This window comes from Olsenella profusa F0195 (assembly GCF_000468755.1).
Taxonomy (GTDB): domain Bacteria; phylum Actinomycetota; class Coriobacteriia; order Coriobacteriales; family Atopobiaceae; genus Olsenella_F; species Olsenella_F profusa.
Map to the genome: position 1 here is coordinate 1 of NZ_AWEZ01000007.1, position 20676 is coordinate 20676.

General features: G+C 62.5%; 17 protein-coding genes, 1 tRNA gene and 1 other RNA gene. 6 read left to right on the top strand and 13 right to left on the bottom strand.

All coding sequences use genetic code 11. The features are described 5' to 3' along the window. Positions 1 to 79 precede the first annotated feature (79 nt). Positions 80 to 154, top strand: a tRNA-Gln gene (locus HMPREF1316_RS01005). Positions 155 to 396: 242 nt separating this feature from the next. Here HMPREF1316_RS01005 and HMPREF1316_RS01010 read toward each other — a convergent pair. Both HMPREF1316_RS01010 and HMPREF1316_RS01015 read right to left on the bottom strand, forming a co-directional pair. Beyond that, positions 397 to 1215, bottom strand: a complete 819-nt coding sequence (locus HMPREF1316_RS01010) for an HAD hydrolase family protein (protein ID WP_051332858.1) — start codon at positions 1213 to 1215, stop codon at positions 397 to 399. A 113-nt stretch (positions 1216 to 1328) separates the two neighbouring features. Then, a complete protein-coding gene (locus tag HMPREF1316_RS01015; protein WP_021725036.1) occupies positions 1329 to 2942 on the bottom strand; it encodes an alpha-glucoside-specific PTS transporter subunit IIBC in 1614 nt (537 codons plus the stop codon). A gap of 291 nt (positions 2943 to 3233) precedes the next feature. Between HMPREF1316_RS01015 and HMPREF1316_RS01020 the strand changes: the two genes are divergently transcribed. After that, the gene (locus HMPREF1316_RS01020; RefSeq protein WP_021725048.1) at positions 3234 to 3953 is read left to right on the top strand and encodes a GntR family transcriptional regulator; all 720 of its coding nucleotides are present in this window, start codon (positions 3234 to 3236) and stop codon (positions 3951 to 3953) included. A 183-nt stretch (positions 3954 to 4136) separates the two neighbouring features. Here the strand turns inward: HMPREF1316_RS01020 and HMPREF1316_RS01025 are convergent, their stop codons facing one another. The 4 genes from HMPREF1316_RS01025 to HMPREF1316_RS01040 all read right to left on the bottom strand — a co-directional run bounded on the left by HMPREF1316_RS01025 (position 4137) and on the right by HMPREF1316_RS01040 (position 7994). Continuing rightward, entirely contained in the window at positions 4137 to 4478 is a 342-nt protein-coding gene (locus HMPREF1316_RS01025) for a PTS lactose/cellobiose transporter subunit IIA (RefSeq protein ID WP_021725060.1), read from the bottom strand. An 81-nt stretch (positions 4479 to 4559) separates the two neighbouring features. Then, positions 4560 to 4862: a PTS sugar transporter subunit IIB gene (locus HMPREF1316_RS01030; RefSeq protein WP_021725053.1), complete on the bottom strand. Its 303-nt coding sequence runs from the start codon at positions 4860 to 4862 to the stop codon at positions 4560 to 4562. Positions 4863 to 5078: 216 nt separating this feature from the next. After that, on the bottom strand, positions 5079 to 6548 hold the full coding sequence (locus tag HMPREF1316_RS01035) for a PTS sugar transporter subunit IIC (RefSeq protein ID WP_021725039.1): 1470 nt from the start codon (positions 6546 to 6548) through the stop codon (positions 5079 to 5081). A 39-nt stretch (positions 6549 to 6587) separates the two neighbouring features. Beyond that, positions 6588 to 7994, bottom strand: coding sequence for a glycoside hydrolase family 1 protein (locus tag HMPREF1316_RS01040; RefSeq protein WP_021725041.1), 1407 nt, complete (start codon positions 7992 to 7994; stop codon positions 6588 to 6590). 223 nt (positions 7995 to 8217) lie between these two features. Between HMPREF1316_RS01040 and HMPREF1316_RS01045 the strand changes: the two genes are divergently transcribed. Then, the gene (locus HMPREF1316_RS01045) at positions 8218 to 8937 is read left to right on the top strand and encodes a GntR family transcriptional regulator (protein ID WP_021725033.1); all 720 of its coding nucleotides are present in this window, start codon (positions 8218 to 8220) and stop codon (positions 8935 to 8937) included. A 20-nt stretch (positions 8938 to 8957) separates the two neighbouring features. Here HMPREF1316_RS01045 and HMPREF1316_RS01050 read toward each other — a convergent pair whose 3' ends face one another. Both HMPREF1316_RS01050 and malQ read right to left on the bottom strand, forming a co-directional pair. Beyond that, a complete protein-coding gene (locus HMPREF1316_RS01050; RefSeq protein WP_021725057.1) occupies positions 8958 to 11216 on the bottom strand; it encodes a glycogen/starch/alpha-glucan phosphorylase in 2259 nt (752 codons plus the stop codon). A gap of 56 nt (positions 11217 to 11272) precedes the next feature. Continuing rightward, positions 11273 to 12778, bottom strand: a complete 1506-nt coding sequence (gene malQ / locus HMPREF1316_RS01055; protein ID WP_232204384.1) for a 4-alpha-glucanotransferase — start codon at positions 12776 to 12778, stop codon at positions 11273 to 11275. 277 nt (positions 12779 to 13055) lie between these two features. Here malQ and glmU point away from each other — a divergent pair, with 277 nt between their 5' ends. The 3 genes from glmU (at position 13056) to HMPREF1316_RS01070 (ending at position 16950) form a co-directional block, all read left to right on the top strand. Beyond that, positions 13056 to 14444 (top strand): bifunctional UDP-N-acetylglucosamine diphosphorylase/glucosamine-1-phosphate N-acetyltransferase GlmU, encoded by a 1389-nt coding sequence (gene glmU, locus HMPREF1316_RS01060; protein ID WP_040650758.1) that lies wholly within the window; start codon positions 13056 to 13058, stop codon positions 14442 to 14444. Between the two features lie 5 nt (positions 14445 to 14449). Beyond that, positions 14450 to 15445 carry a ribose-phosphate diphosphokinase gene (locus tag HMPREF1316_RS01065; protein ID WP_021725050.1) on the top strand — a complete coding sequence of 332 codons (996 nt, stop codon included), beginning with the start codon at positions 14450 to 14452 and terminating at the stop codon, positions 15443 to 15445. Between the two features lie 428 nt (positions 15446 to 15873). Then, positions 15874 to 16950: a zinc ribbon domain-containing protein gene (locus tag HMPREF1316_RS01070; protein ID WP_021725045.1), complete on the top strand. Its 1077-nt coding sequence runs from the start codon at positions 15874 to 15876 to the stop codon at positions 16948 to 16950. Positions 16951 to 17138: 188 nt separating this feature from the next. Here the strand turns inward: HMPREF1316_RS01070 and ssrA are convergent. The 5 genes from ssrA to HMPREF1316_RS01095 all read right to left on the bottom strand — a co-directional run bounded on the left by ssrA (position 17139) and on the right by HMPREF1316_RS01095 (position 20649). Beyond that, positions 17139 to 17508, bottom strand: a transfer-messenger RNA (tmRNA) gene (gene ssrA / locus HMPREF1316_RS13525). Positions 17509 to 17585: 77 nt separating this feature from the next. After that, the gene (locus HMPREF1316_RS01080) at positions 17586 to 18296 is read right to left on the bottom strand and encodes a YoaK family protein (RefSeq protein ID WP_021725056.1); all 711 of its coding nucleotides are present in this window, start codon (positions 18294 to 18296) and stop codon (positions 17586 to 17588) included. A 583-nt stretch (positions 18297 to 18879) separates the two neighbouring features. After that, positions 18880 to 19557 (bottom strand): DUF421 domain-containing protein, encoded by a 678-nt coding sequence (locus HMPREF1316_RS01085; RefSeq protein ID WP_021725054.1) that lies wholly within the window; start codon positions 19555 to 19557, stop codon positions 18880 to 18882. Between the two features lies 1 nt (position 19558). Then, complete coding sequence (locus HMPREF1316_RS01090; RefSeq protein ID WP_021725055.1) at positions 19559 to 20008, bottom strand: DUF3290 domain-containing protein; 450 nt, start codon at positions 20006 to 20008, stop codon at positions 19559 to 19561. A gap of 500 nt (positions 20009 to 20508) precedes the next feature. Further along, positions 20509 to 20649 carry a rubredoxin-like domain-containing protein gene (locus HMPREF1316_RS01095; protein ID WP_021725059.1) on the bottom strand — a complete coding sequence of 47 codons (141 nt, stop codon included), beginning with the start codon at positions 20647 to 20649 and terminating at the stop codon, positions 20509 to 20511. Between the last annotated feature and the right edge of the window lie 27 nt (positions 20650 to 20676).

Here is a 20676-nt window from a genome sequence, read left to right on the forward strand (position 1 = left end):
TGTGGAACTTATCATCATACCCGTCGTTGCCATCTCGCATCACCGCACGTTCGTCTGGTAGAATCTCTTCGGGCATATTTGGGGCATCGTCCAGTGGTCAGGACACGGGTTTTTGGTGCCTGGAACCTAGGTTCGAATCCTAGTGCCCCAGCCACGAAGGAGAAGGGGCGGCTGGCACAAGGCCGGTCGCCCCTGAGTTTCCTGCTCCACCCGTGTGGGTGCCAATCGGTTCGTGTGGGTGCCTTTCTCCCGTGGGGGGCTCACAAAACAGCAGATCGCCGAAAGTTCGTCCGGGAGAAAGGCACCCACACGCAACAAAGGGCACCCACAGACAGGGAGGGCCGCACCCACCGGACAGCTGGCCATGGAGGCTCGGCCCGCCTCACGCGAGGGTCATCAAATGAGTCCGAAATGCTCGAGGCCCGTGGCGACCCCATCTGCGGACACGGAGTCGGTGACATAGGTGGCCCGGCGCTTCACCTCGGGAATCGCATTGCCCATGGCGACGGCAACATCGACCTCGCCAAAGAGTGCCAGGTCGTTCTCGGAATCACCGAAGCCGTAGGTGGTGCCGGCACGCTCGCCCAATGCCGCGAGGGCACACGCGATGCCCACCCGCTTCGTATTGCAGGCAAGCCCCACCTCGGAGTTGCCCATCTCGAGCCTGCTGGCCGTGAGACGGGCTCCCAACAGTGGGTCCTTCATGAGCTCATCTGCGGCGGTGGTGCGCACCACGAGCTTGTATGCGCGGCCGTCCGGAATATGCCCGAGCGCCTCGGGCATAGTCTGGGGAGTCCCCTCGCGCTTGCCCAAGGCACCGCCACGCACCTCGACGGCACCGAGCACCGACTCGATCAAGGCGCCGTACCCACCCGCTGCCAGGTGCCGGTCAACCGCCTCAAGCAGATCCATGGGGAAGGGCTCGTCGCGCAGGACCTCCCCTCCCATCCGCACATATCCGCCCGCGAGGCACACCATGCCACTGAACGGCAACGCGGCCAGGTCGGGATGGATGCCCTCGGGGGAGCGGCCCGTGCAGAGGAAGGCATGGTGTCCCTTACCCACCAGGGCACGGATGGCATTCGCCACGCGGGGGCTGGGCGTGGGCGAGAGGCCCCGTTCCCACTCGGGCAGGGCATCCCGCCTGGCGGGATCGGTCCATCCCAGCGTACCGTCTATGTCGAAGAAGACCGTTGCCTGTTCCGATGGGGACATTGCCCCTCCCTTCTTGCGTGGTGTCATGGAACCGCCTGCCACCAGGGGCAGGATGCCTGCCACCGCACCCGACGGCAGGCGTCGGGTCCACGCGAACCACAAGCCTATCGTAGCTACTCGTTGCCGACCAACCTGTCGAACCGCTCGCGCACCTGGGTGACGGTAAGCCCGATGATGACCTGCATGGCCTTGCCGTTCTTGGAGATGCCCATGGTACCGATGGACTTGAAGTCCTTGTCATCGGCAACCTTGGTCTCGTCCTTGACGTTGACACGCAGGCGAGTCACGCAGTTGGTGACATCCACGATGTTGTCCACGCCACCCAGGAGGTCGAGGATGTTCGCCGCGAGAACCATCTTCTCGTCGCTCGTGTCAAGCGCGGGCGCGTCATCCGGATCCTCGGACCCGACGGACTGCGCCATGCCGTGCGCCTTGCGGAACTCCTTCTTCGAACCAAACTTGATCTCCTCGTCATCCTCGCGGCCCGGGGTCTTGAAGTCGAACCTGAGGATGAGGAAGCGGAAGACGAAGAAGTAGATGGCCGTAAACGCCAGGCCGATGGGAATGATGGCCAGGTAGGTCATGCCGTGCGAGGCACCCAGCGGAATGAAGTTAAACGATGACATCTCGATGAGCCCACCGGAGAAGACGCCCACGACGCCCACAAGGTTCATGCAGGTGGAGAGCAGCGCCGCAAGGAACGCATGCACGACGAACAGGGGCGGCGCTATGAACAGGAAGGTGAACTCGATGGGCTCGGTCACGCCACACAGGATGGCCGTGATGGTGATCGGGATCAGGAGGGCAAGGAGCTTCTTGCGGTTCTTGGGCTTGGCGGTAGCGTAGAAGGCGCCGGCGATGCCGGGCACGCCAAAGATCTTCGACCAGCCCGTCGCGGTGATGGCGCCCCAAGGGGCCAGGGTCTTGAGCGCATCAGTGGAGGCCGCGAGCTGCGGGAGGTCCTTGGCCCAGGCGGCATAGATGCCACCGTTCACGACGACGTTGTCATAATAGAATGGGGCATAGAGCAGGTGATGCAGGCCAAAGGGGATGAGCAGGCGCTCGAGGAACACGAAGACGGTCACTCCCGCCGTGCCGGCGGAGATGATGAGGCCCTGGAAGACGTGCATGCCCATCTGGACCTTGGGCCAGACGAGCACGGAGAGAACCGCGCAGGGAATCATGACGAGGAACGCAACCATGTACACGAAGGTGGATCCGGAGAACACGCCGAGCCACTCGGGAAGCTCGGTGTCAAAGAACCTGTTGTGCAGGGCGATGACGACGCCGGAGATGATGAGGGCGCCCACCATGCCCATGTCGAGCGTCTTGATGCCACCGATCATGGCGAGGCCGGAGGCATTGCCAACCTCGGCCGTGAAATCGACACCAAGCTGCGGGCCCCATGCCGTGAGGATCGCGTTGATGAAGTAGTTGAAGGTCAGGTAGGAGACGAGTACTTCCATGCAGCAGCGCCCACTCTGCTTCTTGGCAAGGCCGATGGGCAACGCCACCGCAAACAGGAGTGGCAACTGGTTGAAGACGGTCCACCCACCCGCGAGTATGACACTCCAGACGTTGTGCCAGGCAGTGCCTTCCGCGGCGATGGGCCCCATGATCACCTCGGTGGTACATAGGGTCCCGATGCCAACGATCACACCCGCAAACGCAAAGAGGAGCACGGGCGTGAACATCGCACCACCAAACTTCTGAATCTTCTGCATCATGGCGCTATCCCTTTCACTTGGACCGCAGATTCGAAGCAACACAAAAAGAGGCCTCAGTCTCCAATCTTGTTTAAACAAGTATAGCATATAGTTCTCATCTTGTTCAAACAAGATGAGACTCTTTTTTTGCGGAAGGGGCCGAGTCTGGATTTGATGCAGATTAGGGAAGGCATCGGATGCTTGGGCCTATGGGACGCCCCTCTCATGACACAATGCCTTGCAAGGACATGGATGACGAGGGCACCCGCGCGGCTTGCTGCGTCACGTTGGGCAGGCTGGGTAGGAGGACTCATGCCAAGGGCACTATTCGACGGCATCTATCATGACCTGCGATCGAAGGTCGAAAGCGGGCTGTATGCCTATCAGTCGTTCCTACCCTCGGAGAGCGACCTCGTGGGCGTGTACGGCTGCTCCCGCAACACCATCAGGCGTGCCCTGAGGATGCTCTCTGACGAGGGCTTCGTGCAGCCCCTGCATGGCAAGGGCGTGCGCGTCATCTGGCGCACATCCCCCCGCGATGTCATTGGCTCGCTCGACGGGCTCCAGTCCTTTGCTGAGTATGCGCACCACAACAGGATGGAGCCCACGACGGTGGTGCGAACGTTCGAGCACGTCACCTGCGACGAGACACTGGCCCGCTACTCGGGGTTTGCCGTCGGTACGCGGCTTATCCACATGGTGCGCACCCGCAGCCTTGATGGCTTCCCCTGCCAGGTCGATCGTGACTACCTCCTGGAGGAGGTGGCCGAGGGACTGACCAGGGAGATCGCGGAGAGCTCGACGTACCGTTACCTCGAGGAGATACGGGGCATGAGAATCCTGACCAGCAGGCGCCAGGTCACCGTGGAGCTCGCATCCGAGGAGGATCGGCGCTACCTGCGCCTTGATCCCTACAACTGCGTCGCCGTCATCGAGAGTCACACCTTCAATTCCGATGGGCTCATGTTCGAGTTCTCACGCGTGGAGAACCATCCCGACACGTTCCGCTACTGCGCGATATCGAAGCGCTAGCCATGTGCACGCCCCCACTGGGGCGGGAGGAGCTGGGAGAGGTCCTTGAATGGTGGGAGTGATAGCCCAAACGGTGCCATTCGAGGGTCATGCACCAGGGTCAGGGTGGGGCACACCGAGGCCGACAGCTACGCGACCCATGGGGCGCATGACGCCCCATGGGTCAGTGCAGGGGCGCCCGGGCTATCTCCCGGCACCGATCCTCTCGTAGACGTCGATGAGGTCCTCGGTGATGATGCGGAATGACTCGGCCTGCATGAGCTGGTCCTCCGCGTGGACAAGGATGAGTGAGAAGGTCACGTTCCCATTGTCGATGGCAGACTGTTGGAGAAGCGACAGGTGCGCGGCATGGCCGTCGTCGAAGTCCTTGGTGCCGCTTTCGACGAGCGCCTTGGCACCCTCGATGTCGCCCTCCTTGGCCTTCTGGATGGCCTCGATGTACTGGGACTTTGCCGAACCCACGGTGGCAATGATCTGGAACGCCGCCTCCTGGGTTGTCTCGAGGCTCTTTTCTTCGGTGGCCATTCTGTCCCTTTCTGCGCACTGCCGCGCCTGTTGGTCATCGTGGGGTTGTCGTGCCTTGGCGTCCTCTCCTGGCGCCGGGCCCTACTCGCCCATAAGCTTCATGGCGTCATCGAGGATCTTCTTGGCGTTCATTCGTCCGTAGTCAGCCATCGCGATAACGAAGACGGGCGTGTCGCCGGCGGCCTTGACGGCCTCCTTTTGCGCATAGGCGATCTGGGGACCGAGAAGCAGGCAGTCGGCCTGGTCGACCATCTCGAGCGCCTTGTTCAGCGGGTTGGCCTTGATCTGGACGTCCAGGCCCTGTGCCTGGGCCTCCCTCTGCATCTTCTGGACGAGCAGGCTGGTGGACATGCCGGCGTTGCAAGCGAGCAGAATGGTCCTCATGGTTGGTCTCCCTCCTTGTTTGGCCCCGCCGCCCTCGCAACGGGGCAACTTCCCTGTTACTCTCGGTGGAGCGCCATGCCCTGCGGCGGTGTTCGGCACTCCCCGTGCGCCTCACCTTCAAGCGCAATGCGTGAGGCTCGGTGCTCCGGCGGCCGGCGCGAGCCATGGTACGACCCCGCACCGGCCGGGAGCGTCATGGCAGGACGTAGCCCCTCGCTAGGCCTCGGCGTTGGCGAGCTCGGCCTGTCTGGCCTGGGCGCGCTCGGAGACCCTCATGAACGGCAGATAGATGAGCATGCCGAGCACAAACTCGATGACCTGCCAGATGACGGCGGCCACGCCGGCGACACCACCACCCACGGCAAGGAAGCCGGAGATGAAGACCGGGGTGGTCCAGGGGACCATGACCACGCAGGGGGCAAGGACGCCCAGGGTGGTGAGCAGGTAGGTCAGGCCGATGAACAGATCGGGGACGAGCACGAACGGGATCATGAGGGGCAGGTTGTACACGACGGGGTAACCGTAGATGACGGGCTCGTTGATGTTGAAGATGCCAGGCAGGACGGCAAGCTTTGCGATGTCCTTCGATGCCTTGCTCCTGGAGAACAGAAAGGTGTCGGCAAGGAGCATGAGCGTGCAGCCAGAGCCGCCGATGAGGGCGAAGGTGTTGACGATCTGCATGTTCATGTAGTGGTCCGGGGGGATGGCCTCGCCGGCGGCGAACAGAGCCATGTTCTCGGTGATGATGATGGTGAGGATGGGCTCGGCAAGCACGCCTGAGATCGTGGACTGGTGGATGCCGAGGCAGAAAAGCAGGTTGGCAAGGGTGTAGACCAGGATGATGAACCAGGGGCCCGCGTTCACGAAGCCCTTGAGTGGGGCGGCGACGCAGGTGTTGACAAGCGTCATGAGGTCGGTCGCCCAGAGGCCGTGGAGCAGGGCTGCGGCAAGGCCAAAGATCGCAAGCGTGATGAGCATGGGGATCATGGTGTTGAAGGAGTCCGCGACCGCGGGCGGGATCCCCTCGCCCAGGCTCACGCGGAGCCTCTCGTTCTGGGAGAACTTGATGAGCACGGTAGTGGCCATGAGGCCGATGACAATGGCGCCAAACAGGCCGTTGGTACCAGTGTAGGTCTTGGTGAACACGTTGGACACGCTGCTGGAGCCAACGGAGGAGACCTCGTAGCCCTCGGGGATGGCAAGGCCCTTCTCGACATCCTCGCGGCTCACGGTGTAGGGATCGGCCTTGGCGTCGGTCACGCTCTTGTAGGTGAGCTCGGTGAAGTCCTGGATGGATGCTGCGGCACCGCTGACGGTCTGCGGCATCATGATGCACAGGGCGGCGATGCCGATGACCACGCAGGCGATGGCATTCTCGAAACGCTTGTTCTTGGCGAGGCAGTACCCTATGATGCCCGCAAGCACCACGGTTGCCACGCCGAGTGTGCCCTGGGTGATGGCGTTGCCCCAGTACTGGGCAGTTGCAAGCGCGTCGCCCGCAAGGAACAGCGGGAACGCCACGTTGTTGATGAGCACCGCAATGCCGGCCAGGATGTAGATGGGCATGACGGTCGCAAACGCGTCGCGCAGACTCCTCAGATGGACCTGGTTGCCAACCCTGGCAGAGAACTCCGCGAAGCCGTCGAGGAACGATTTCCTCTCGCCTTGGACGCCGTCTTCTGTCATTGCGCTCCCCTTTCCTCGTTTTGCGTTACCGAGAAGTGCCTAGCCGACCACGTGGGTCGTCGCCACCTTCCTAAGCCAGGCGGCAGACTTCTTGAGCCGCCTCCTATACCCGTCCTCGAGGTCCACCTCGACGAAGCCATAGCGGTTCTTGAAGGCGTTCGCCCATGACCAGTTGTCTATCACGGCCCAGTAGTGGTAGCCGCGGCACTTGGCCCCATCTTGGATCGCGCGGGCGGCCCACCCCAGGTGGCGGCGGACGAAGTCGACGCGGTAGTCGTCCTGGATGACACCGCTCTCGTCCTTCTCGAGGTCCTCGCGCTCGATGCCAATGCCGTTCTCGGAGACGAACCACTCGAGGCTTGGGTACTCGTCGCGGGCCTTCATGGCAAAGTCATAGAGGCCCTTGGGATAGATCTCCCAGCCACGGCTCCTGTTCATCTCGGCCTCTGGCCAGACATAGGGATCCGCGAACCTGGGAACGCCATTCTCGTAGGTGCCCTGGGCGGGAGCCTGCACGCGTTCGGGATGGTAGTAGTTGCATCCCAGCCAGTCGACCTTGCCATCGGCGAGGATGAGTTTGTCCTCCGGGCGAGCAGGCAGCTCGACGCTGCGGGAGGAAAGCGTCCGGATGACGTCCTCGGGCAGCTCGCCCTTGGTCACGAGGTCGAGCCACCAGCGATTGCACACGCCGTCCGTCATGCGAACGGCCTCGAGGTCCGCCTTGCTGGGGTTCTCGCGCGTGTAAGGCGGCGTGAAGCAGCTGATGAGCCCGATCCGCGAGCCATCGAGAAGGCAGCCTTCGGCCTTGGCCGCGCGGTACTCGCGGACGGCAAGTGCATGTGCCAGCGAGATGTTGTACTGGACCGCACGGGCGCGGGCGTAGTTCCTGATGAACGGGTACCACGCACCGTTGGTGTAGCGCTGGTCGGGCTCGACGATGGGCTCGTTGAGTGTAAACCAGTAGCGGATCTCCCTGCCAAAGGCACGGAACGCCTTGCCCGCGTAGCGCGCGTAGGCCTCGGTCACCTCGCGGTTCTCCCATCCTCCGCGCCTGAACAGGTACGTGGGCATGTCGAAATGGTAGAGGTTCACGAACATCTCGATGCCCACCGCGCGGGCGTCCGCGAAGAGCTCATGGTAGTACTTCTCGCCCTCGGGGTTGATGTTGCCGTCCGCGTCGAGCAGGCGACTCCACTGGATGGACGTACGGACCGAGGTGAGCCCCAGGGACTTGAGGAGCACCAGATCCTCGTGGCGGCGGTTCGTGAAGTCATTCCCCGCGTAGGATCCCACACGGTTGTGGAAGTCCTCAATCCTGAGGTCGGACCAGGTGTCCCATAGGTTCTCGAGCTTGCCGCCGTCGCGCCAGTGCCCCTCAGTCTGCGGGCCGGACATTGCAGCGCCAAAGAAGAAGTCGTCAGGTAACTTGTAGGCCTGCCGTTCCACTGTTCGCCCCCTCCCTTCCGGCTCTGACCGAACATCGATCCCATTTCTTACATGTACTGTAATTAATCTCACATGTCAGAATATATCTTCATACCTGTCCTATATGTTAGATATATAGGCTTACCTTAAACGGTAGGTATTTAGCGATGTGCGGCTCTCCAGGACACCCGGAACGGGTACCCGGTCTACAGTTGGCGCAGCTGCTATCGAGAGGGGCAAGAGCGTGCTCAAGTATCAGACTGTCATCGACGACCTGCACCTGGCCATAAGGAATGGGACGTACCCGGCCTATTCCCAGCTCCCCTCGGTAAGCAGGCTGTGCGAGCGGTACGGGGTGAGCAAGATCACCATCAACAAGGCCTTGGGCGCACTCGAGGCCCAAGGGCTCATATCGCGCCGGCGGGGATCCGGCTCATTCGTGAAGAAGATAGAGGCCTCCAGCGGCACCCCCGACACAAGCGACACATCCGGCCAGATGATGGGCTTCCTCACCGAGCACCGGGCACGCGGCGAGTCCGTGAGAACCGAGGTTTACGACTTCTCCGTAGTGCGCCCACCGCACCACGTGGCGGAGGCGCTTGACGTGGACGACGACTCATTCACCTACCACGTATGCCGCATGAGGTGCGCAAACGACAAGCCACTCGTCATCGAGTACACCTATATGCCCATCGACGTGATCACAGACCTCAGGCTCAGGAACGTGCAGGCCTCCATCTACACGTTCATCGAGCAGGACCTTGGCCTCAAGATTGCCAGCGCGCACCGCACCATCCGCGCCGTGATGCCCTCGGCCGAGGAACGCAGGTGGCTGGGCATCCCCGAAGGCGAGCCACTCCTCGAGGTCGAGCAGGTAGGCTACCTCGATGACGGTAGACCGTTCGAGTACTCCATCTCACGCCACACCCACGACTACGAGTTCCACTCTATCTCGACGAGATAGGGCACACGCAGCGGGGCGATCTAGCCCAGATGCCAGATGTCGCCATTGTACTGGGCGATGGTGCGGTCCGACGAGAACGTGCCGGCATGGGCAATGTTGACAAGCTCCTTCCTCGCCCAGGCCCCGCGGTCCTCGAAGTCGCGGTAGACGGCCTCCTTGACCTGGATGTACTCCTCGAGGTCAAGGAGGGCCATGAACCAGTCCTTGCCTGCCACGTCATCATGCAGGCGCCGCAGACGCTCGGCAGATCCCATCGCTATGAAGTGGGGGTTGGTCATGAAGTCAACGAGGAGCTTGATGCCTGGGCGACGATAGTAGGACCTGGCATCGTAGGAGCCCTCGGCATAGAGGCGCTCGACCTCCTCGCTCGAGGCACCAAAGGTGTAGATGTTCCCCTCGCCCACGAGGTCGGCGATCTCGACGTTCGCCCCATCGAGGGTGCACAGCGTGACGGCACCATTGAGCATGAACTTCATGTTGGAGGTGCCGCTGGCCTCCTTGGATGCCAGCGAGATCTGCTCCGAGATGTCCGCGGCCGGGATGAGGTGCTCGGCCGCAGTGACGTTGTAGTTCTCGACCATGAGGACCTGCAGATGGGGGGCGACGTCGGGATCGTTGGCAATCCACGTCGAGAGCGTCAGGATCAGATGGATGATGTCCTGCGCAATGGTGTACGCAGGGGCCGCCTTGCCACCAAACACGATGGTAATGGGACGTGGGGGCACGTTGCCATTCTTGATGTCGAGGTACTTCCATATGATGTAGAGTGCGAGCATCTGCTGGCGCTTATATTCGTGGATGCGCTTGACCTGCACGTCAATGATGGCATCCTCGGGTATGTGCGCCCCCTGGTTCTCCAGCATGAACGCGCGCATACGGCCCTTGGCATCGGCCTTGACGTCAGCCAAGGCCGACAGCACGTCCTGGTCATCGGCGTGGTCGAGGAGTCCCGTCAGGTCACCGGTCGTGCGCCATTCGCTGCCCAGCGTCGTATCGAGAAGATGCGCAAGGGGAGGGTTGCACCCCATGACCCAGCGGCGGAAGGTGATGCCGTTGGTCTTGTTGTTGAACTTCTCGGGGTAGATCCTATAGAAGCTGGAGAGCTCGGACTCCTCGAGAATCTTGGTGTGCAGGGCAGCGACGCCGTTGACGCTGATGCCGTAGTGGATGGCAAGGTGTGCCATGTGGACGACGCCATCCTGGATGATCTGGACCGCAGGGTCGTCGTAGTTCTTGGCGATGCGCGCATCAAGCTTGCGGATGATTGCGGCAATCTGTGGCGAGACGCGTTCGATGAAGGCAAGGGGCCACTTCTCGAGCGCCTCGGCCAGGATGGTGTGGTTGGTGTAGGCGACCATCCTCGACACGATGTTCACGGCCTCGTCGAACGCCATGTCGTGCTCCTCCTCGAGGAGCCTGATGAGCTCGGGGATGACCATGGTGGGATGCGTGTCGTTGATCTGCACGACGGCATAGTCCGCCAGATCGTGCAGGTTGCTGCCCCGCTCGACGGCCTCAGCCAGGATGAGCTGGGCGGCGTTGCTCACCATGAAGTACTGCTGATAGACGCGCAGCAGGCGCCCGTCCTCGTCAGAGTCGTCGGGATAGAGGAACAGCGTGAGGTTGCGCCTCACCTCCCGCTTGTCGAACTCGATGGAGTCGTGGGGCACAAGCGTATCGTCCACGCCGACCAGGTCAAAGAGGCGCAGGCGGTTCTTGGTCTTTCGCCCATAGCCCAGGACATCGATGGTGTAGAGCTTGGACGTGACGGTGAAGTCAGCGAACGGGACCTGGAAGGCCTCCCTGCCGCCGACGAGGACGTCCTCCTCGCCCAACCATGCGTCGGGAAGCGCTAGCTGTTGGTTCTGCACGAACTTCTGGCGGAACAGCCCGAAGTGATAGTTGAGGCCTATGCCGTCTCCGGGCAGACCAAGGGTTGCAATCGAGTCGAGGAAGCATGCCGCAAGCCTGCCCAGGCCACCGTTGCCCAAGGAGGGCTCGACCTCACACTCCTCCACCTCGCTCAGGCTGAGTCCCGCATCCTCGAGCTGGGCCTTGACGTCCTCGTACAGCCCGAGGTTGATGAGGTTGTTCGTCAGCAGCTTGCCAAGCAGGAACTCGGCGGAGATGTAGTACAGGCGCCTCTTGCCCGCGGTGGGGGCAAGCGCGGCGGAGCGCTCCTTGACGAGGTCCTGGAGCATGCTGCAGGCCTGTTGGTTGCTCAGATCGGCGAGTGGCCTACCGTAGGCGGACAGGGCGAGATCGTTGAGGCGTGTCATGTTCTCTCTCTTTCCTCTCGTATGGGTGCCTGTGCGAGCATGGGCGGACAGTCCGTCTACTGCGGCAGCACGGGAGCGGGCGCGCCGGGGACCCTGAAGTACGTCTGGGTCATGCGTACGAGACCCTCCTCGATCTCGCGCGTGATGGCCCCCTCCCGCATGCGCCATTCCCAGTTGCCCCCTAGGACCGACGGGATGTTCGTGCGTGCCTCGTCACCAAGGTCAAGCAGGTCCTGCATGGTATAGATGCACGTGTCGCTCACAGAGGCAGCGATCGCACGGTCCATGGCCGCGCCCACGGACTCGCCGGGCATGCGGTGCGTGTAACGGTCAGCCTGCTCGCGTTGGCGGGCGGTTGCCGTACCCTCATACCAGCCACGGGCGGTCTGGTTGTCATGCGTGCCCACATAGGCCACCGTGTTGGGTGCGTAGTGGTGGGGCAGGTAGTACGAGTCGTTATGACCGTCAAAGGCAAATTGGAGGATCTTCATGCCTGGAAAGCCCGTCGCATCGCGCAGCGCAATGACCTCGGGCGTGAGGAAGCCCAGGTCCTCCGCAATGATGGGCAGGTCGCCCAGGCGCCCCTTGAGCTCGTCGAAGAGGGCGATGCCGGGACCCTTTTCCCAGGAGCCCGAGGTGGCGGTGGGAGACCCGAAGGGCACGCTCCAGTAGGACTCGAAGCCCCGAAAGTGATCTAGGCGGACGACATCGTACATCCTCAGGCTCGCGCCCATGCGCTCGACCCACCAGGAGTAGTGATCGCGCGCCATGCCCTCCCAGTCATAGATGGGGTTGCCCCAGTACTGTCCGGTTGGTGAGAACGTGTCGGGCGGGGTTCCCGCCACGCTGAGGGGGTCACCCGCGGCGTCAAGGCTGAAGAGCTGTGGTTCGGACCACATCTCGACGGAATCGCGTGCGACGTAGATGGGCAGGTCACCAATGATGAGGACGCCATGCTCGTTGGCGTACCTCTTGAGCCTGTCCCACTGCCTGAAGAAGAGGTACTGGGTCATCTCATGATAGTGATAGCGCTCGGGCCGCTGCCCGGCAAGCTGGGCAGACGCCGCGCCCCGCAGACGGTACTCCTTGGGCCACTCGTAGCACGGGGCGAGACCGAACTCCTCCTTGACGGTCATGAACTCGCAGTATGCGGGCAGCCACGAGTCATGCCGCGAGACAAAGGACGCGTAGTCAGACGGGGGGTTCTCGACAAACCCCCTCACGGCATGCTCGAGCACGTCCCGGCGCACCGAGAAGAGCCGCGCATAGTCGATGCGCCCAGGATCATCGCCGCAGTCGATGCCATCGACGTCCCTGCGCGCGAGGTAGCCAAGGTCCACCAGCTCGTCGAGGTCGATGAAGTAGGGATTGCCCGCATAGGCGCTGAACGACTGGTAGGGGGAGTCCCCATAGCCTGTGGTGGTAAGCGGAAGGATCTGCCAGTACCTCTGCGAGCAGCGCCCCAAGAAGTCGACGAACTCATACGCAGAAGGTCCGAAGGAACCGATCCCATGGGCACCGGGCAAGGCCGACACGGGCATCAACACTCCACTCGCACGCACAGCATCCTCCTCATCGGTTGTCGGACGAGGGCCCACCGCCCTCTGCCGCGGGTCCTGTCCCCTCTGAAGGATAGCACACTTTCCAACTTGTTTATACAAGTCGGAAAGGTTTGTCACACCCGCGCCCTTCGCTCGTGCCCCACTGGGACGGTGGCACGGACAGGACGTAGGTACCATGCATTCGGAACCCCGCGGGGGTCACGGAGCGCTATCATGCATAGTATCTGGGTGGCCCATCAGGGATACATCCGAGACGCCGGCGATGCTTGGAGGCACCATGTCACTCACCGCGATCGTCCTCGCCGCTGGCGAGGGAACGCGCATGAAGTCCCACCACCCCAAAGTCATGCATAAGGTTCTTGATCGCCCACTGGTCTGGTGGGCGATTCGCTCTGCACGCGAGGCAGGGGCAACCCGCATCGTCCTGGTGGTAGGCAGCGGTGCCGCGGAGGTGCGCTCCTACTTCGGGGATGACGCGGACATCGAGTTCGTGGAACAGACGGAGCGCCTGGGCACGGGGCATGCCGTCCGGGTGGTCAAAGACGCCCTCGGGGGCTTCACCGGTCCCGTGGTCGTGCTCAACGGCGACCTGCCGCTCGTGCGCCCAAAGACCATCTCCGCCCTGGTCGACGCCACGCGCGCCAGCCACAGCGCCTGTGCCGTCCTTACGATGACGCCGCCCGACACCACGGGCTACGGTCGCGTCGTTATCGAGGAAGGCCAGGTCAAGGCCATCATCGAGCACAAGGACTGCACGCCTGCGCAGCGCGAGGGGCTCAGGGAGTGCAACGCCGGCGCCTACTGCTTCTGCGGCGGGAGGCTCACCGACAACATAGACCGGATCGGCAACGACAACGTCCAGGGCGAGTACTACCTCACGGACATGGTCGGCATCTACGTGAGCATGGGCGAGCCCGTCTCGGCCGTCCACTGCGAGGACTATGCAGAGCTCTTGGGCGTGAACGACCGCGTCCAGCTCGCCCAGGTCACCAAGGTCATGCAACGGCGCATCAACGAGGGCCTCATGCACGCAGGCGTCGCGATGCTCGACCCCGACCAGGTGTGGGTGGGGCCAGACGCCACGATCGGCCGTGACTGCGTCCTGCTCCCCCAGACCATCATCTGGGGGAGGACGACGGTGGGCGAGGCATGCACCATCGGCCCCAACAGCCGCCTCGTGAGCGCCCGCGTGGGCGAGCGCTGTCTGGTCGACGAGAGCATCATCGTGGACTCCGCCATCGACGACGATGTCAGCTGCGGGCCGCGCGCCTACCTGCGTGGTGGCACGCACTTCCACGACGGCTCCAAGGCCGGCACCCACGTGGAGATCAAGGGATCCGAGGTCGGCGAGGGCTCCAAGGTGCCGCACCTCTCCTACATCGGCGACGCCCGCATGGGTCGCGGCGTCAACATCGGTGGTGGGTCGATAACCTGCAACTACGATGGCAAGCACAAGAGCCACACGGAGATCGGCGACCACGTGTTCGTGGGCTCCGACACCATGCTCGTGGCTCCCGTCACCATTGGCGACAACGCGCTCATTGGCGCAAGCTCGTGCATCACCAGAGACGTCCCGGCGGGAGCCCTCGCGCTGGAACGTTCCCGGCAGTTCGTCCAAGAGGGATGGGCCGACGCGTACTGGCAGAGGCTAGAGGAAGAGGATTAGGCCATATGTTCGAGAACCTGAGCAAGCCCCGTACCTACCAGAAGGAAATCAAGCTCTACACCGGCACCAGCAACCCCGCCCTCGCACAGCGCATCGCCGACATCCTCCACCTCGAGCTGCAGGGCCTCAAGCTCGAGAAGTTCGCCAACGGCGAGATCTATGCCCGCTTCCTGGAGTCCGTCCGCGGTGACGAGGTGTTCTTCATCCAGTCCATCGTGGGCCAGAACATCAACGACGCCCTCATGGAGACCCTCATCGTGGCCGACGCCGCCAATCGTGCCTCCGCCGAGCGCTTCACCGCCGTCATCCCCCACTACGGGTACGCACGCCAGGATCGCAAGGCATCCTCCCGCGAGCCCATCACCGCGCGTCTCGTGGCCAACCTCCTCGAGGCCGCCGGTGTCGACCGTGTGATCACGCTCGACCTCCACTCCGGCCAGATCCAGGGCTTCTTCGACATCCCCGTCACGCACCTCACGGCCCTCTACCAGTTTGGCGACTACTTCAAGCAGAAGCCCTTCGACTGGGGCAACACCGTGGTGGTCTCGCCCGACATGGGGCGCGCCAAGGTGGCCAAGAAGCTCAGCGACTATCTGGGCTGCGAGGTCGCCATCGCGCACAAGAGCCGTCCCAAGCACAATGCCGCCGAGGTCATGGGCATCATCGGCGACATCGTGGGCAAGACCTGCATCATCAACGACGACATGATCGACACCGCCGGCACACTCGTGGGCTCCATCACCAAGCTCAAGGAGATGGGCGCCGGTAACATCTATGTCTCGGCCACGCATGGCATCTTCTCGGGCGAAGCCATCCAGCGCCTGGAGAGCTCTCCCATCGTGGAGTGTGTGGTCACCGATGCCATCCCCTGCGAGGTCGCCAACACGCCCGGATCAAAGATCAAGCAGATCTCCATCGCCGGGGCGCTCGCCCTCTGCATCTACAACGTGTACACCGACCACCCCGTCTCCGAGAGTTCCTACGGCAACTCGGAGATGTAGCCCCGTGGGCCTCGCCGGGGCATGAGGTGCCGACGGCGAGGCGCGCCCCATCCACGCTGGTCCCAGACGATCCGTGACACCGTGGCGATGGGCGCGTTCGCCTCATCTCGTCAAGCCCCTCCGTCATTGCCACAAGCACGTAGGGGTGTGCCCCGTAGACCTAGGGCGGCAGTCACCTCCTGAGCGTGCTGCCCTGGCAGACACCTGGAGCCATCAGAGGCCCTGTGCCCCACGATCGTTGGCCCAGCGACGGCCAAGGCCACGCCTACGCCCGCTGCCAGGACGAGGACCCAGTGCCGACGCCCCTGTCTCCGCCCCGGCCGCCTGTCCTTAGCCACCCATCACTCCGATACGATAGAATCATGGCCACTCATACGGTACCGTATGGTCCCACGCGAGATCAGCCGATCCCATCCGAAGGTGTGCACATGACTGCTGCAAGGTTCTGCCCAAACTGCGGAGAGCCCATCGAACCCGGGGCAAAGTTCTGCATCAGCTGTGGCATGTCCGTCGCCGACATGAGTGGAGAGCCCAAGGGCGAGATCGAAGGTACGCCCACGGATGCCGATGAGGCGCAGGCCATGCCCCCTGCCCAAGACACGGGGCCGCAGGAGGTGCCTCCCGTCGGGGCGGACGATGCCAATGGGGCCGGGGGCGAGCACACCGACCCCTCCGAGGACACCGTCGTGTTCCCCCCGCAGGAAGGTGCGCCGGACGTCACACAGCGCATCCCGGTGGCGATAGACGCCCCCGAGGGCGTTCCGCATGCCGCGTTCGACAGCACGGCGGCGGCCTCGCCGATCCCCGCACGGCCCACCATCGGCTCGAGTGCCGATCCACGCACGCCCACCGGTGGCCAAGAGCCCCGGCACTCCAGCACCATCGCCTTTTCCGTCATCATCACCGCGGCGCTCGTCATCGTGGGCTGCCTTGTGTACCTGCTTGTCGCGGCACCACGGCAGCGTGCCGCCCAACAGGCGCAGAGCGAGCGGCAGACCAGCGACGCTTCCTCGGGCAACGACACATCGAACCAGACCACCAAGGGCGATGACGGGAGGAGCGCCGAACGGGAGCAGAAGTTCCACGACGCCCTGGTGGGCTACTACAACGACCTGCCCAACTACGACTCCCGCATCAAGAGCGTTGCCAGCACCTTCAACAGCGACTACCTCTCGGCAAGCATGAGCACGCGCCGCAATGACGCAAAGGCCTGCCGCGACCTCAAGGACGAGATCCAGAGCAAGGTCAGGGAGGTCACCAACCTCGACCAACCCGATGGCACTGCCTACAAGGAGCAATACGACCTCATCCTGCGCTGCTACCGCGACCACCTAGAACGTGTGAGCTGCATTGACAAGGCCTGGGGCATCGACCTCGGCTATGCCAATCCCAGCGACCACAGGGACGAGATCACACGGCCCATCGATGAGGCCAACATGCCCGGCACCGACAAGAACGCGGCCATGGACGATTACCAGAGGACCTACCCCCAAATCTCATTGTAGCCGGCACGGCATGCGATGTGGGTACCTGCGGCTGTGGGTAAAAGGCCCCGCCCGAGGATGTCCTCGGACGGGGCCTTACGGTCGTTCCGCTGGCATATGGGGGTGTCTCTCGCAGCCACCAGCTGCTGCGGACCCCTAGACAAGCGCGGACTCGTCTCCCGTGAGGAAGAGTCCGACGCCTACGCTTTTGGTGGAGGTGCGGAGAATCGAACTCCGGTCCAAAGCAGATCCCTGGCAGGTGTCTCCAAGCTCAGTCACGTGTCCCATCTCGAACGCATCGTGTCCCGTGACCCACAGTCAGCGTCCCAGCTGGTTCAGTCTTGACGCGCGGCATACCAGCCACGTCCGTGCGCGCATCCCCCTCGGATGACGTCACCCCGGAAGCGGGAGAGACCCCCGGTTAGACGGCCGCTACAGTAAGTTAAGCGGCAAGAGCCAGCTGAGGCTCATAAGAATCAGTGTCGTCAATTCAGTTTGACGGTACCCCTGTTTAACGTGGCGAGGAGACCACGGCTTGCTGCCCGCCTCAGACCTACCCTGTCGAAACCAGTCACCCCCCTGAGGCATGTGGGGCTCTATCACCATGCGACTGTCAAACAACACGCCAGCCATGCCACCGGCAAGGGGATTCTACCCTATCGCCGCGCCTTGATACGTCGCGCTGCAATCTTCCTGTCCTCTCGCCCACGCTTCTCTCGGTCGACGAACATGATGCCAAAGGCCACCGCAAGCAGCACCGGGCTCACGAGAATCATCCGTGGGCCCAAAGGCGCAATGAGCCAGTTGCCCAGCACGGCGCCCAGCACGAAGCTCACGATCACAAAGTAGTAGAGCAGGCCTGTCTCCAGATGGCGTCGCTCGCGCGTGTGCGCATAGGTCACCATGGACTGCATGCCGCTCCGTAGGTTGCCGATGCACATGGTGGTGGCAAAGGCGTTGCCGTGGAGCTTGCGGAACGACTGCACCTGCATGCCACAAGCCAGCGAGGTCAGGCTGTTAGCCAACAGGTTGAGGCTCTCGGGCAGGGCGGCCACAATGCAGAGCAGCGCAATCTCCACGGCTAGAGCGACCTGACGCCAGTGCAGGTGGCGCGGCCGAAAGATGAGCTTGGTGTTGTGCGCCAGCACGATGCCCAACGCAAAGAACAGCACGGGAAACAGGTAATGGATGCACCGTCCCCAGTCGCCCTGCGAGAGGTTGACGCCCAAAAGCAGCATGTTGCCGGTCTGCGCGTTGGCGAAGACCTTGCCACGCACCAGATAGGAGTACGCATCCATCACACCGCCAGACAGTGACAGGAAGAGGGCGAGCTCTACCGACTCCGATGCCTGTGTGGCGCGGTTCATAGGGAACTCCTGTTGTCTCGGGAACAAAGACTCTGCCATTGTAGGCATAAGTGATAACGTGCGTACGAGGGGGCATGGTCTGGAGGGCAGCGTCTCATGGCGTCCCCGCGATTGGCTACGTGGCCGACCGCCGCCCCTCCCCGGGCAAAGATCCCCAGTGCCGACTGCTGGGCCACACCTACCTCAATCGGTGAGCACCCAAGGACAAGGGCGGGCATGTCTCTCGCCTAGGCACCTGATGGGAGGAGCCAGCACGGGGCGCAGGTCGTCGGGGCCGTCGACATCAACCCCAAGGTGATCGGCATGAACGCGCGCGTCACTAATGAGATCTGTCTGGGAGATCCTTGCAAGACATCTGCCAATAGGCTCAAGACCGTGGCGCGCCATCCGGTGAGGAGGTCGCAAGGGCGCAAGTCTCAAGGAGGACATGCCAGGAATCTGGCACCAGGGAAAGGGCATGTGACAGGGGTGCATCCGGGCGTTGTGATGGCTTCTGTCAGCATGACCGCATTCTACGCCCTCGCCTCTCCTGTCAGGAGGCAGAAAGAACGCGGGCCCACTTTTCGACGACGCTGACGGTAGTCTAACGGGGGGCCCTCTTGGAAGCCGCTCGTGGCGGGTTATGGGGGAACGGCACGACCTCAAGCTCCCCATCCACGAACTCCCCGAGGAAGACCTGCTTCGCCGAAGAATACCCTTGCTCTTTCAGTTGCCGATCAATCCAGGTGCCGTCCCTGCCTGCAAGCCTCAGTCCGTCTTCCACCAGACGGCCGTCGGTGATGAGTGGGAGGAGAGACCCCCGGCTCTGGGTGTCGTGCGTCCTGACGGTCAGCTTGCCATTGGTCTCCATTATGGCAGCCTCCACATCGCGGATGCCAGCGATATCTTCCTCGCGCAGACGTCGACTGAGCTGCTCGGCCGTAAGGCCTACCTTCGCGCAGCGCGAGACGTCAAGCTGGCCTGCGGAGACGATGAGCTCTGGCCGGCTGGCGATGACCTTCCTGAAGACCTTGCTGCTTTCCGCAAGGACTTTCACCACTATGACCACCAATGACCAGGTGAGCAGAATGATCAAGAACTGAAGAACGGTGATGGACTGGTTGTAGATGACCCCACCGATGATGCCTCCGAGCACGTAATTCTGAATCTGGTTGAGTGGGGTGTTGAGAGAGAACTCGTACTTTCCGAGGATGTTGATCTGAAGGATCATCACGAGCATGCCGAGTGCAAACTTGACGGCCGTCAGCACGTAGAAGCTCATCTCAGCGCCCACCATTCACATAGACGTTATGGTCAATGATATGCGTTCGTTCCAGAGTGTATGAGTTGTTGTCCACGTTCAGGTGGACGAGGTAGTCCTCCTCGTTGAAGCGCACGATGATGCCATCCCTCAGAGAGGTCGAGTTGACCAGCACCTCGCTCGGTGCGACCCCCTGATCTATGGCGACACCCTTGATAAAGCTCACGAGGAGTTGTGACTGAGACATCTGGTTGCTTATCTGCAGGTATTGCTCTGTCTGGACCCCTATCAGGACCAACGAGAGAACGAGGGCCCCTATGCCCACGTCTCGCCAGCGTGTCCTCATCCTGTTGCGCATGTATAGGAAGCTGAAGACAAGGCCACACGACAACAACGCAAGAATCAGCACCACGCGAATGATGGAATCCATCGACTGATGGGAGGTAATGTAGTCAATGGTGTAGAAGTTCACTTGGGCTCCTGATCGTTGGCAGATATGAGACGCCCAGCATATCACTCAAGTGCACTGCTGCATACGGGAGGCATTCGCGAGGCTCTGACGATGATCACTTAAGAGGAGGCCGCCTGTGTACCCCTCGTGGTGGCCATGTGCTGCCCTTCCCCCACGGCTCCCCGAGGGGGCGAGGCCTCAGTATCGCGGCACCTCCCTGGCCGACAACGAGCATCGTTTTTGGCCCGCATGGATGATCGCCTGATCCACGGTGGGACCGTCTCCGCTATCACCCCTGCGCCCTGTCGGCCGACCGCGTCCTCGTCGCTGATGACATCGCCGCAGCCGACATGCCCAACGCCCGTGCGCTCAATGCGGCACTCCCCCTGGCTTCACCCTGATCCAGGGCCACCACCACGGCCCCTTTGCTCAGGACTCCTTAACAAGACACGCCAAAACAGGCAGGGGCCACGGCGAATGCCAGGGCCCCTGCCTGTGCCATGCTGCAAAATGGGAGGTGACTAGTCCTCCACGAGTTCGAACTGGTCGGGACCCACGCCGCACACGGGACATACGAAGTCCTCGGGAAGCTCGGGCGTATCCACCTCGACCTCATAGCCGCAAACGGTGCACCGGAACTTGTACGTCTTCTTATCAGCCATGGTACTTCCTCTCTCTGGATTCATGCG